General features: G+C 29.6%; 10 protein-coding genes. 8 read left to right on the forward strand and 2 right to left on the reverse strand.

The window, feature by feature from the left end; all coding sequences use genetic code 11:
* Positions 1 to 75 precede the first annotated feature (75 nt).
* From wecB to IPP08_11815, 5 genes are all read left to right on the forward strand, one after another.
* Positions 76 to 1,188 (forward strand): UDP-N-acetylglucosamine 2-epimerase (non-hydrolyzing), encoded by a 1,113-nt coding sequence (wecB, locus tag IPP08_11795; protein QQS66423.1) that lies wholly within the window; start codon positions 76 to 78, stop codon positions 1,186 to 1,188.
* Positions 1,189 to 1,611: 423 nt separating this feature from the next.
* Positions 1,612 to 1,869, forward strand: a complete 258-nt coding sequence (locus tag IPP08_11800; protein QQS66424.1) for a hypothetical protein — start codon at positions 1,612 to 1,614, stop codon at positions 1,867 to 1,869.
* A 301-nt stretch (positions 1,870 to 2,170) separates the two neighbouring features.
* Positions 2,171 to 3,640: a hypothetical protein gene (locus tag IPP08_11805; protein QQS66425.1), complete on the forward strand. Its 1,470-nt coding sequence runs from the start codon at positions 2,171 to 2,173 to the stop codon at positions 3,638 to 3,640.
* A 181-nt stretch (positions 3,641 to 3,821) separates the two neighbouring features.
* Positions 3,822 to 5,957: a peptidylprolyl isomerase gene (locus IPP08_11810; protein QQS66426.1), complete on the forward strand. Its 2,136-nt coding sequence runs from the start codon at positions 3,822 to 3,824 to the stop codon at positions 5,955 to 5,957.
* Positions 5,958 to 6,187: 230 nt separating this feature from the next.
* On the forward strand, positions 6,188 to 8,296 hold the full coding sequence (locus IPP08_11815; protein ID QQS66427.1) for a pyruvate dehydrogenase: 2,109 nt from the start codon (positions 6,188 to 6,190) through the stop codon (positions 8,294 to 8,296).
* Between the two features lie 65 nt (positions 8,297 to 8,361).
* Here IPP08_11815 and purT read toward each other — a convergent pair whose 3' ends face one another.
* Positions 8,362 to 9,534, reverse strand: coding sequence for a formate-dependent phosphoribosylglycinamide formyltransferase (purT, locus tag IPP08_11820; GenBank protein QQS66428.1), 1,173 nt, complete (start codon positions 9,532 to 9,534; stop codon positions 8,362 to 8,364).
* Between the two features lie 60 nt (positions 9,535 to 9,594).
* A complete protein-coding gene (gene ptsP / locus IPP08_11825) occupies positions 9,595 to 11,319 on the reverse strand; it encodes a phosphoenolpyruvate--protein phosphotransferase (protein QQS66429.1) in 1,725 nt (574 codons plus the stop codon).
* 79 nt (positions 11,320 to 11,398) lie between these two features.
* On the opposite strand from ptsP, the gene IPP08_11830 reads away from it, so the two are divergent.
* From IPP08_11830 to IPP08_11840, 3 genes are all read left to right on the forward strand, one after another.
* Positions 11,399 to 11,908 (forward strand): hypothetical protein, encoded by a 510-nt coding sequence (locus tag IPP08_11830; protein QQS66430.1) that lies wholly within the window; start codon positions 11,399 to 11,401, stop codon positions 11,906 to 11,908.
* A 92-nt stretch (positions 11,909 to 12,000) separates the two neighbouring features.
* Positions 12,001 to 12,879 (forward strand): phosphatase PAP2 family protein, encoded by an 879-nt coding sequence (locus IPP08_11835; GenBank protein ID QQS66431.1) that lies wholly within the window; start codon positions 12,001 to 12,003, stop codon positions 12,877 to 12,879.
* 603 nt (positions 12,880 to 13,482) lie between these two features.
* Positions 13,483 to 14,079 (forward strand): hypothetical protein, encoded by a 597-nt coding sequence (locus IPP08_11840; GenBank protein ID QQS66432.1) that lies wholly within the window; start codon positions 13,483 to 13,485, stop codon positions 14,077 to 14,079.

Consider the following 14,079-nt stretch of genomic DNA (forward strand, 5'->3'; position numbering starts at 1 on the left):
CCTAATTTTTTTTCAATAAAAAAAAATATATGTATAACTTTGAATATAATTGCAAACTAAATTATAGTTAAATTTTTGAACAAACTTAAAATAATAGTAGTTATAGGAACAAGACCAGAGGCAATTAAACTTGCTCCAGTAATTTCTCTTTTAAAACAACAATTACATAATGTTGTTGTTGTTTCTTCATCACAGCATAAAGAATTACTTTTATCTGTATTTTCTATTTTCAAAATTAAACCGAAGTATGATTTAAACGTGATGCTTAGTTCACAATCATCACATCATATTGCTGGGAACGTATTAATTCAATTGGAAGAAATTCTGAAGAAAGAAAAACCACAGTTGGTAATTGTTCAAGGTGATACAACTACTGCTTGTAGTGGTGCTTTAGCTGCTTTTTATTCAAAAATTCCAGTTGCACATATTGAATCAGGATTAAGAACAAATGATATCTATTCTCCTTTCCCAGAAGAAATGAATAGAAGAATAATATCTCAAATAGCTACACTTAATTTTGCCCCAACAAAATTTAATAAAAATAATTTATTAAAGGAAGGTATTCCAAATAATAAAATTTTTATAACAGGAAATACTGTTCTTGATTCATTAAAATTTATTTCTAATCATTTAAGTTCAAAGAAAAATAATTATAAGTTGGATATAGTTAACGATAAAAAAATTATTCTAATAACAGTTCATAGGAATGAGAACTTTGGAATTCCAATGAAGAATATCCTCAATAGTATCAATGAAATTGTAAATAAATATGAAGACTTTAAAATAATTTTTCCAGTTCATCCAAACCCAAAAGTTAAGCAAGCAATTAAAAAATACTTAAAACCATATGAAAGAATTATATTAAAAGAACCTATGAATTACATCGAGTTTATAAATCTTTTAAGTCAGTCATTCCTTGTAATGACTGACTCTGGTGGTATACAAGAAGAAGCACCTGCATTTGGGGTTCCTGTAATTATTCTTAGATCATCAAGTGAAAGAGGTGAGCTTATATCCTCTGGAGGTGGCTTAATTTCTGGAACTCAACAAGAGGATATTACAAATTTGACATCTCAATTAATTGAAAATAAAGTCTTGTATAAAAAGATGACTAAAAAATCTTTCCCGTTTGGGAAAAGTGGAGCTTCAGTAAAAATTGTTAAAATTATTGAAAAATATCTACTATAATCTGAATATACTTTTTGGATCAATTTCTAGATTACATATATTCGCAAGAGGAAAAAAATAAAGATATTTTGATATTCTTGCATAATATCATTATGTCGTGTTCATATAATATTGTACCTAAAATTAGATTTAAAATCCCATTTTATTATGTTAATAATAGATGGATGATTTGTCATTCAGTCAAAAAAAGGGAAATGTGAATTTAGTTTTGTATTTGGTAATAAACATTCTTTTCCAGAAAACATATTAGAATCAAAAGGAAGAAAACAAGTTAGATCTATTGCATTTGAACATAAAACTGATGTAGATGAGGATTTATTAAGTCAGATAATTTTTGAAGCAATTAAGTTAAATGAATTTCGTTTTTCTAAAGAATTTAAATCAGTTAAAAAGAAAAGTTAAAATAATATATTAAAAATAAAAATGGACGTAACACTGCACGTTAAACAAGGAGTTAGTTTGTTAGAAAGAGTATTGAGTTTTTATCCTATTATGCAAGATGGGAATGAATCTATTGTTGTTTTATCTGAGCAAGATTGGTTGGTATTAATGGATTTTATTGAGAATCCAGAAACAACAGAATTATATCCAACTAATATTAAAAACATGGTTGTTGATAGATCAATACCAGTTATTAAAATAACAACAGATAATTGTAATGTACAAGTAAAAATGGGATAACCTTTAATAACATATTTATATTCTAAACCACATTGGCTTATTTCTTGCTTTATGTGGTTTTTTATTTTTAAAAATATTCTAACAAATTCAATTTTGATTTTAATCCTTTATTTTTATTTGCAATCAACATCGATTAAGAATTACTATAAATAATTATTTATTATTAAACTTCTAAAAAATGAATAACACTAAAGAATTTGATTAATAATTATTAATGAATACATTCTCAATTACGAAAAATTTTAATTGCAAATTATTTAATAATCAATTTTATATATTCTAACAACTCAAAATATTTGTTATGAAACTAATTGGCTTTTTAACTGGAAAATTAATTATATTTTTATTTTGTTTATTTGTTATTCAAGGTTGTGTTACAACTAATGGCATCTTACAAAACGCAACTAATCTTGAATCAAAAGGAATGTATTGTGAAGCAGTTTGGAATGAGCTTACAAGGCTTGAAGATGATCCATCTTTAAAAAGAGATGAATTAATATTACGAATTGGTAATAAATGCATTTTGTCTTCAATTAATGAAGCAAAACAAATTTTAAACAACTCAGTTACATCAAATGACTTCGAGAATGTTCTCAACAAAATTAACTTAGCCAAACAAAAAGTTTCGGATATAAATTTTAAGTTTCATTCAAATATAGTTAAATGGGAACCTGCTTACCAACAACTTGAAAACCAAATCATATTAAAACTTAAAGAGGAGTTGTATCAAGATGCATTTGTGCTATTTTCACAAAAAGATTTTGAAAATGCTGAAATGGTATATGATAAAATTTATTTATTTGATAAGAATTATAAAGACATTATAAAATTAAAAGAAGATTGCAATATTGAAATAACAGAAAGTACGTATATTAATGCTTTAACTTATTTCAAATCAGGTGATTTAAATAGGGCAATTGTTGAATTTGATAAAGTAAATAAGAGAAAATTAAATTATAAGGAAACAATTGTAAAAAGGCAAGTATGTTATGATAGCATTACAAAGCAATTATTTGCAAAAGGATTGGATTATTACAATTTAAAAAATTATCGTGAAGCTTATAAAATTTTAAATCCAATTAAAATTCGTGAAAAAGTCAATATCCTTTTTCCAGAATTAGATAATTTAGTTAATGAGTGTTATGAAAAAAGTACAGTTAAAATATTCTTTGATGGGAACAATAATTTATCAAATCAAATTTATTCTAAGTTAATTGCGAACAATAATAATGATGCTATAAAATTTGTTGGTGCAATAAATCAAGCAGATTATGTTATTGTTGTTTCTAATGATTTTATTGAACATCAGCCGGAGGAAAAAAAATCTCCAAAAACTGGTTATAGAATTAGAGTATGGAATGAAACTTATTTAGATACTAATTACAAACCAAATAGGAATATTTCTATTTCAAAATACGAGGCTACTTATCCTATTAAGTATTATGATGTAACTAAGACGATTAAAGTTACATGTAATGTTTTGTATACAATTCGAGGTAGATACAGCAAATCTGGGAATTTTTCATCAGAAAAATCATCATCAATAAATTATTTGGAATGTAAGAACATAAGTCTTGGAGAATTAATCCAATATAAAATATTTCCTACTTCAACTGAAATTATACCATCTGATTCCTTTATTCAAAAGTTTAATATACCTTACTTAAAAAGTGCTGAAGTATTAAAGAACGAATCATGTCAGGTAGTTTTAAATGAGTTAATCAATTCAATTATTAGAGATTTAAATTTAATAACTGCTTATGGCAATTAAATCTATTTATTGAATTCTACCAATTTTAGAGTAAAAGCATTTTGTTTTGATTAATTTAATATAATACGAAAACTTAGAATTTTAAAAAAAGACTTTTCGTTGAAATATAGTAAGACCGTATATTTGCGGTTCTTATTTTTAGAAATTAATTTTCAATATCAATAAAACTGTATTTCCTTCAATGGGTGTAATGAATAAACTGCGTAGGTCTATGCCCGCAGTAGTTATCTTCCTGATTGTGATGTTTGTTCTTCTAATCATTTTTGAATGGGGAACTCAAGGTCGCACTGGCAACAACCGCGACGTTAGCGGTAAATCAATAGGGTCAATCAATGGGCAACCTATATCTTCAGTAGAGTATGAAACTCGAGTTAAAGAAATGATTGATCAACAACGTGAATCCAACCCAACAGGTGAAATTGACGAAGAGCAAATTAGAACTCAAGTTTGGGATCAACTTGTTTCTGAAGAGATTATTTCACAAGAAGCTGACAAACTTGGAATTTCTGTTAGTGATGATGAATTAACAAAGACTCTTTTATTTGAGCCACCAGATTTTCTTAAAAAAGGATTTACTGATTCAACAGGTTATTTTAATGAAGGTATGTACCGTCAGTTTATGACTGGAATGGACAAATTTTTAAATGAAAGAAAGTATCCTGCTAACGAAGTAGCAAAAATTAAAAAGCAAGTTTTACAAGCTCAGGAATTTATTAGAAAAGATCGTTTACGTGCTGCTGTAGAATCAGCAATTTCTAGTTCTGTAGTACCTTCAGCAACTGCTGCTCATGCAGAGTTTGTAGAAAAAAATTCTAAAGCTTCTGGGAATTATGCTTTTCTAGATGCTGCTTTAATTTCTGATGCTCAAACAAATGTTCGAGATGATGATGGTAAAAAATATTTTGAAGAAAATAGAGCTCAATACAAACAAAAAGCTTCAAGAGAAGGAAAGTATATTCTTTGGAATGTACAACCCTCTGCTCAAGATACACTAGCTATTCAAAGAAAAGAAAAAGCATTTAATGATGCATTAAAATTAGCTACAACTCCTAAAGCTAAAGATAGTTTATTTAATGAATACTCTAATGTTGGAAAATTTGATGGAACTTCTTATACACCAATGCAAGAAGTGCCACAGGAAGTTCAACCTAAATTAGATTCTGCTAAAATTGGCGATGTAATAGGACCAGTTTCTTTGCCAGAAGGAAGTCAGATTCTTTTGGTAGTTGATATAAAAGATACAGGTGAATCTTTTGTTAGAGCGAAACATATTCTTATAAAAACTGAGGGTAGAAATGATGATAGTTGCAAACAAGTGGCATCTAAAATTCTTTCTGAAATTAAATCAGGGAAAAATTTTGATGAACTTGCAAAAGCAAGAAGTGAAGACCCTGGTTCTGGTGCAAAGGGAGGTGATTTAGGTTATTTCAAAAAAGGTCAAATGGTAAAGCCTTTCGATGAAGCTGCATTCTCATTACCTGTTGGTAGTCTTTCTGGTCTTGTTAAATCACAATTTGGATATCATATTATAAAGGTAATGGATAAATCTTCTAAAAGTTTTAAGTTCCGTTCGTTAAAATTTACTCCTTTAATTTCTGGATTTACTAAAAACAACTTAAGAAGAAAAGCTCAAGATATACAAGCTAGACTTGAAAAAGGAGAAAATATTGATTCTATTTCTAGTAAGGAAAAGATTCAAGCTCTTGAAACAGGACCTGTTAACAAATTACAACCAACTGCTGGATCTATGCGATTAACTAATTTCATAATGACTCACAAAGTTGGTGAAGTTAGTGATGTTATAGATATGAAAGATGGAAGTGTATTAATTTCAATAGTTACTAAAATAAAGACTGAAGGTTTGGCTCAATATGAAGATGTTAAAGAAGTAATACTTAACAAACTTCGCCTTTCTAAAAAATTAGATATGCTCAAAGATAGAGCATCTAAATTAGGAGGAAATGTAACAGTTGGAGATACAGTAAGGTTGAAGTTCAATGATTCAACAATTGAAGTTAAAAATTTCAAAGATCTTGCTAAGAATGCTCCTCTACCTGGTGGTGGATCAGATCCAATTGCTAGCAATGCAATTTTCAATTCTGAAATAGGTAAAATTTCTCAACCAATTCGTGGTGAAAGAGGTTATTACGTAATCTTAGTTAGTGACAGGAAAGATGCTTCTGAAGCTGAATTTAACACTAATAAAGTTAAATTAATTAAAGATAATTATATGCAACGTAAAGGTTCTGTCTTCCAAACTTGGATGCAAAAAGTACGTGAGAATGCAAAGATTGAAGATAATAGAAATTTAAGATAATTCTATTTTATAAAAAAAAGGTTGAATTTTACGATTCAACCTTTTTTTTTGGTATTTTAATTCTTTATAAATAGCATTAATTTTTTTGCATTCAATTTCTAATTTTCATAAATATTTTTAAAATTTTATTTTTTGATAATTATCATCGAAAAATCTTAATCAAAAAAAAATACCCAAAATTATTTTATTATTAATTATTATCTTGCTTTCAAATTATACAAACAAAATCAATGTCTTCTGAAAATAAGTTAACAACAGAAATTGAGATATTAGAATCAACTAAATTCAATTGGAAAAGAGTAGCTCAAAATATACTTCTTTCTAGAGCACTCGATGATATAGAAGAAAAACAACTTGTTCCTAAAGGATTGATAACATATCAATTTTCAGCAAGAGGTCATGATTTAGCCCAAAGTATTTTAGGCGAGTTGATTAATCATAAACATGATGGAGCAACAGTTTATTATCGTTCTAGGCCTTTTCTATTGATGCAAGGATTAACTGCTGAAGAAGCTATTCGTTCAACTATGGGACGTAGTGGTGGAGCTAGTGATGGAAGAGATATAGGAGTAGTTCACAATTTACCACCTCGTAAATTTGGAACAGTAATACCAGCTAGTGGAGATGTGGGGGCTCAATATACTCAGGCTATTGGTTGGGCTCAATCAGTTGAATATTATGCAAATGTTTTAGGAAATCCAGAATGGCATGGTGCAATTGGTGTAGCATTAGGTGGCGATGGTTCTTGCGCAACAAATGGTTTTTGGTCTGCTTTGACAATTGCAACAACTCAATCTTTGCCATATCTTTTTTTTATTGAAGATAATGGTTATGGAATTTCAGTTACTGGAGACTATCAAACACCTGGTTCTGATATCTCTGCAAACCTACAATCATTTAAAGGTTTGACAATTTTTAGTGGATCTGGTACTGATCCAATTGAAGCATATAATTTAATCTCAAAGGCAGTTCAAAACACTAGAGAAGGTAACCCTACGCTTTTAAAGCTTAAAGTTCCAAGGCTCTGTGGACATTCGTTTGTTGATACTCAAACTTATAAATCAGCAGAATTATTAGAGATAGAAATCAAAAATGATCCTCTTTTTAAGTTAAAAGATTTTCTTGTATATAATAAAATATTATCTGAAAATGATTGGGACGAAATGCAAAAATCTTCATTAATAGAAGTTCAAAATGCAGCATACGTTTCTATTGATAGTAAATTATCAAATCCAAAAAATGCTCATAGGTTTGTTTTTTATGAGAAGAATTACCCACAAATTGTAGGGGGTTGTATGCCAATTATAGGAGAAGATAATTTTTTAAAATTGTACTCTTCAAGCACTACAACAAATCCTGAAGGACCAAGAATAAATTTTTTGGAAGCAGTAAGAAAAACTCTGATTTGTGAAATGAACCTTAATGAAAAAATACTTGTATTTGGAGAAGATGTTGGTGCTAAAGGAGGTGTACATGGAGCAACAATTGACTTACAGCATCAGTTTGGAATAGAACGAGTTTTTGATACTTCATTAAATGAAGAAGGAATTATTGGCAGAGCAGTTGGCATGGCAGTAGCTGGTTTGATGCCAGTTCCAGAAATTCAATTTAGAAAATATGCAGATCCCGCACATGAACAAATTACAGATTGTGGCACAATGCGTTGGAGAACTGCAAACAAATTCGCATCTCCAATGGTTGTAAGAATTCCAGTTGGCTTTGGGAAAAAGTCAGGTGACCCATGGCATTCTGTAACTGGTGAATCTGTTTATGCACATTTGATTGGTTGGAAAATTGTAATTCCATCGAATGCTGAAGATGCTGTAGGCCTTCTAAGATATGCTTTAAGAGGAAATGACCCTGTAATATTTATGGAACATAGAGCAATGCTTGATTCTCGAGAAGCAAGAAGATCTTACCCTGGAGATAATTATATTATTCCTTTCGGTAGGGCTAATATAATTAAAAAAGGGACTGACTTGACAATTGTAACTTGGGGTGAAATGGTTCATAGAACTATTGAAGCAATTGAAGGTTTATCAATAAATGTTGAGCTTATAGATTTAAGAACAATTTCGCCTTGGGATAAAGAAACTGTAATTGAATCTGTCAAAAAAACAAATAGATGTATTGTTATACATGAAGATAATATGACATGTGGATTTGGAGCTGAAATAGTTGCTGAATTAATGAAGGAATGTTTTAAATTTTTAGATTCACCAATTGAAAGATTAACAACATTTGATTGCCCAATTCCATATAATCCTGAATTGATGCAAGCAGTTACTCCAACAGTAAATAGTATAAAAAAAATAATTGATAAAGTAATTAATTATTAGCAACAGTAGCAAACACATTTAAATATTATTTGACTATTGTGTTTTAATGTATATTAGTTTTAGTGTTAACAAGTTTTTATGAAAATTTTGTCAGCAACATTTTTAGATTTAACTCTTAATTCTTCAATATCAGAATCAACTTTACCATAAGCAAGGGCAACACCCATGCGTCTATATTTCCTTGTTTCTGGTTTGCCAAACAACTTAACATCTGTCTCTTTTTCAGATAATGCTTCTTCAAGTCCATTATAGATTGGCTTACCAATTCCATCACCAGTATATAAAATTACTGAGCTAGAACCAGAGCGTTCTAATTTTATTTCATTGATTGGTAATCCCAATATTGCCCTTAAGTGTAATTCGAATTCATTTAGATTCTGAGTCCCTGCTAGTGTTACCATACCTGTATCATGGGGTCTTGGAGAAAGTTCACTAAATACAACATCACTATCAGTTATAAAAAATTCTACTCCCCATAAACCAAAACCAGTTAATGACTTTGTAACTTTATTCGCCATTTCTTGTGCCATCAACAAATCTTTTTGAGAGAGATATACTGGTTGCCAACTCTCTTGATAATCCCCTCGCTCTTGACGGTGACCAATAGGAGGACAATATAAAGTTTCACCATTTTTTTGAGTTACTGTAAGAAGTGTTATCTCTGTATGGAATTTTATAAACTCTTCTACAATCATTTCTTTTACATCGCCTCTTGAATTATTCATTCCATAATCAAAACATTTTTCTATTTCAGATTCATTTTTCAATGTTGATTGACCTTTCCCAGAAGATGACATTAAAGGTTTTACAACACAAGGAATTCCAATTTCATAAACTGCTTTTTTGAATTCTTCTAAAGTTGTTGCGTATTTATATCTTGCAGTTCTAACCCCAAGCTCGTTAGATGCTAAGTCTCTAATTGCTCTCCTGTTCATTGTGAAATTTGCAGCCCGAGCACTTGGTACAACTTGAATTCCAGAATTTTCAAATTCATAAAATGTTTCTGTTCTAATAGCCTCAATTTCAGGTACAATAATATCTGGCTTATGTTTCTCGACTATTTTTTTTAATGATTCACCGTCCAACATATCAATAACTTCACTTTCATCTGCAACTTGCTGAGCAGGCGCATTGCTATAAGAATCTACAGCAATAACATATTGCCCTAGTCTTTTTGCAGCAATTGTAAATTCTTTTCCAAGTTCACCTGAACCCAATAACAATATTTTTTTAGTCATACTTAACAAATAAATTACCTAATAATTTTTAGCTTTGATTAATTCTTTTATTGATTCTAATTAATGAGTTGATGCAATTAATTTTCTAACTGTAATACCATCTGATGAAGAAATAGCCCTTAATGCAACTTCTTCTGCGAATTTAAAATCAATCTCCCTTATCCTCATTTTTAATTGTGGAATTATTGTAGGAGATACTGAAAATTTATTAATCCCTAGTCCTATTAAAATCTTAGTTGCTTGCAAATTACCAGCAAGTTCACCGCATAAAGTTACTGGAATATTTGCTTTCTTTCCTGCTTCAACTGACATTTTAATTAACTTTAAAACTGCAGGATGAAATTCATCATAATATTCTGCAAGTTCAATATCATTTCTATCAACAGCTAAGGTATATTGAGTTAAATCATTTGTACCTATAGATAAAAAATCGCTTTCAACTGCTAATGAATCAGCAACCAATGCAGCAGAAGGAGTTTCAATCATTGCTCCACCAGGCAGAAACCTATCCACTGATATGCCTTTTTCAATTAACTCTGCCCTTATGCTCTTTATCATCTCTTTAACTTTCCAAATTTGTTCATCACTTGTAACCATTGGAATCATAACCCTCAAATTTTTTATAGACGAAGCTCTAAGAATTGCTTCAAGCTGATCATGCAAAAGTTCTTTTTTATTAAATAATAATCTTATCCCCCTCATACCAAGTGGGGAATCGTCTGCACCAAAATTTTTTGCTGGAATTTTATCTCCTCCAATATCAAAAACTCTTAATGTAACTGGCATAGGATAAGCTCTTTCAGCAACTTTAGAGTAATACTCATATTGTTCAACCGCACTAACTGGTTCTCCTTTTCCTAATAATAAATATTCTGTCCTTAACAAACCTACCTCTTCAGCTCCATTTGCAATTGCAAAATCGATATCTTCAAGAGTATCAATATTGGCACATAAAGTTATTTTAACTCCGTCGAGGGTTTGAGTTGGTAGCTCACGCATTTGGTAAGCAATTTTTTTATGTTCATCAATAATATTTTTTCTTTGAGTATATTCATCAAGTACTTCTTTATCGGGATAAGTAATTAACTCTCCCTTAAAACCATCTAAAGCTATTAGCATATCATTTTCAATCAAACTAAATTCTTGTAACCCACATAACATAGGGATACCGAAAGAACGAGCAATAATGGCAGTATGAGAATTAATTCCACCAAATTTTGTGATAAAACCCACAGCCCCTTCACTTGCAAATTTAGCCGAATCTAGTGGAGATATTTGTTCAGCTACAACTATCTTCCCTTTACAATCTAGCATTTGTTGGAGCTCATTGTTTATATAAAAGCAAAGTTTATCTTTTAAAAAATGAATATCTTCAGCCTTTGAACGCATAGTTACATCTTTTAAATTTTCAAACAAAGAAGCTAAATTATTACAATTGTTTATTACTGAATTATTAGCATTAATATTATTTGTTTCGATTTCAGAAATTATTTTAGGTATAAATGATGAATCTTCTAATATCATAATCATAGCTAAAAAAATATCTGATTCATTTCCAGATTCAGAAAAATTATTTTTTGTTGAAACCAAATCTAATTTCAAACGGCTAATAGCAATGTGAAATTTATTTACTTCATCAGTTGGAATGATTTCAATATTCTTATTGTCTAATTTTGAAGTATGTATTTTTTTATCTATTCTCAAAACATTTGCAACTTCAATACCTGACGATGCTGGTATTCCAAGTATATGATGACTTTTTTTATTAGTATTACTATTTATCATAAGATATATATATATATTTTAAAAGTAAATTTATATTTTAGTAGTTAAAAATTAACAATTTAATTAAAAGATCTTAAAAATGAAATTATTCAAAATTGCAATTATCGCGTGCTTCTCCCTAATTCTAGTCTTATCACCTGTTTTCTCTCAAGATGGTGGTAAAGTTAAAAAAGCAGATGCCTCTGAAATGAAAGACAAAATGAAAGACAAAACAAAGGACAAAGCTAAAGACAAGATGAAGGATGAAATGAAAGACAAAATGAAAGACAAAGCTAAGGAAAAAGGTATGACTAAAAATGAAGTGAAAGACAAAATGAAAGATAAAGCCAAAGAAAAAGGCATGACTAAAGATGAAGTAAAAGACAAAATGAAAGATAAAGCCAAAGATAAAGCTAAAGATGCAGGTGTTACAAAAGCTGATGTAAAAGAAAAAATGAAAGATAAAGCTAAGGAAAAAGCTAAAGATAAAGCGTCAACAACTTCTTCTACATCAACACAATGTAAAGGAATGACTAAAGAGAACAAACGTTGTGAAAGAATGACTACTAATACTAATGGCTTCTGCTGGCAACACCAAGGACAGAAGTAGTATTTATATTCGATTTTTTTAAGGCAGTCAAAATATATTTTGACTGCCTTATTTTTTTATTGCTAATTTTAAATTTTTTATTCCCCCCCAAAATGCAATTCTTTAAAGTTTTTATTATTACTTTTTATACAGTTTTTGGATCAATTTACTGTTCAAATTCAATTAACAATAATAACTTATTTCAAAAGTTAACTGTGCATGCATTTGATTCAACAAATGTTTCTAACAAGATTTCTATCTCTGATACTATTTTAAAAGATATAAAATCTATTGGTAGTGATTTCCTTTTAATGTACTCTTCTCCATTAAGATTCACTTCTTCAGATTGGTTGATAACTGGAGGTGTTATAATAACTGATGTTTCATCAATGTATCTGTTAGATGAAATAATGAGTAAAAAATTTCTTGAAGGTCATAATGGAACAAAGGACAAAATTAATGAGTTTGGCAATTATTTTGGAAGCACTATTCCAAATTTAATAGTTTCTGGTGGAGTATATTTAAGTGGTTTGATTTTTAATTCTTATAAACTTAGAACCTCAGGACTTCACGTATTTCAAGCATCTTTGTATTCTGGTTTATTGAATATTATTCTTAAAGGTGTAATTGGAAGGGAAAGACCTTATGGTGGTGAAGGTCCTTTTATTTTTCAACCATTTTCTTCAGATAATAAATTCAACTCTCACCCATCTGGTCACTCTACAATGGCATTTGCTCTGGCATCTTCACTTTCTTGTGAAATAGACAATACATTTGCTACAATTTTACTTTACTCAGCTGCAACATTAACAATGGGTTCTAGAATTTATAGTAATATGCATTGGTTTAGTGATACATTTTTTGGAGCTGTTATTGGTTCTGCTTTTGGTTATGGAGTATATTATTTAAATGATATTCCCAAACCATTGGGAATTAGCCAATTGCAAGTTTACCCAAAATTCAATGGAATTGGGATGAGTTATAATTTTTAGCTTAATACTATTATAAAATATAATTTATTTTTAGATTTTCAATTTTCTCATTTTTGAATTACAAATGAAATTGTTTCTGTTATTCCATCATATTGAATTATGAAATAGTAATTGCTATTGTGGCAATTTGTTCTGTTTTTATGATAACATTTTCTCATTATAACTATAGTTCATTTTTATTCCTATAAAATGTTGTTAATTAAATTCAATTAGTTAAGTTTGTTATGTACTTTATTTTTCTTAAATATCCTAACAAATAAGTAACATATTTCTAACGACATCAAAGCATTCTCTTAAGTCACCAAAGGGCATATCTGTAAAGGCTTTTCATGCCGTTAAATAGTTTTAGATTTTAATTGTGTTTACAGGGCTAAATTATCAATTATATTTTTTTAACAATTAACAAAATGAAAAAAAGTATTTCCGCCATTAACTCTATTTGTGTGGCACCCAAATCTTGCTCAACTGAGTTGAACTCAAGTTATTTTATTAATAATGTAAATCCGCTCGGCTTCCGCTCGGCTTCCGAAAAATCGATTTAAATTTCTTAAACATTTTATCATTTTAACAACATTTATTATCTCCTTTTTCTCTATTCCAAATTTGGTTTATTCTGAAAATTGTACTGATTGTTTATTTTCTGGTAATGAACCAATTATAGTAGTTAGTGAAAGTGTATGTGGTGATAGTATTCATTGTCGGTTCTATGCACATGTTCAATTTCATCAATGCAATGGAGTTTGTGAAGTTCAGTTACTTGCTTTCTATATGCAATCTGGTTGCTCTTGTCCTGATAGTCAAATTATTAAGGAAATAATGCAGAAAATTGTGACTAGAGTACCTTGTAATGGTAACATAGTTAGGCTAATTGCAGGTGGATGTTGGAGGCATGATTATGCCGAAACAATTGGCATTTTCCAACCTGGAGTTGCTCCTAATGGTACTCCGATTAGTGGTAATGGTCGCCGTTATTATCCTTGCGATAGTGGTTCTTGTTGTAGAGCGGAATATGCAACTGATAGTACTGGCAATTTAGCACTCATTAACAAACAGACTATTGGAAATTGCCCTGTCGAGATTAGGGATCCTAACACTGTTTACGCATATAGTAAATGTGAGCCTATTTGCGATTGGTTTCCTGATGGACCTTTCCCATCAATAACTTTAAAATTTCCAAATTCCATTTTAACTAAAAATTAA

It is taken from the genome of Chlorobiota bacterium (assembly GCA_016700335.1).
Taxonomy (GTDB): Bacteria; Bacteroidota; Ignavibacteria; order OLB7; family OLB7.

Bases quoted from the DNA above. Each gene is read 5' to 3' on its own strand.
- IPP08_11800 (QQS66424.1), top strand. From the start codon at position 1,612: ATGGACGTAACACTGCACGTTAAACAAGGAGTTAGTTTGTTAGAAAGA.
- IPP08_11805 (QQS66425.1), top strand. From the start codon at position 2,171: ATGAAACTAATTGGCTTTTTAACTGGAAAATTAATTATATTTTTATTT.
- IPP08_11810 (QQS66426.1), top strand. From the start codon at position 3,822: ATGGGTGTAATGAATAAACTGCGTAGGTCTATGCCCGCAGTAGTTATC.
- IPP08_11815 (QQS66427.1), top strand. From the start codon at position 6,188: ATGTCTTCTGAAAATAAGTTAACAACAGAAATTGAGATATTAGAATCA.
- purT (QQS66428.1), bottom strand. From the start codon at position 9,534: ATGACTAAAAAAATATTGTTATTGGGTTCAGGTGAACTTGGAAAAGAA.
- ptsP (QQS66429.1), bottom strand. From the start codon at position 11,319: ATGATAAATAGTAATACTAATAAAAAAAGTCATCATATACTTGGAATA.
- IPP08_11830 (QQS66430.1), top strand. From the start codon at position 11,399: ATGAAATTATTCAAAATTGCAATTATCGCGTGCTTCTCCCTAATTCTA.
- IPP08_11835 (QQS66431.1), top strand. From the start codon at position 12,001: ATGCAATTCTTTAAAGTTTTTATTATTACTTTTTATACAGTTTTTGGA.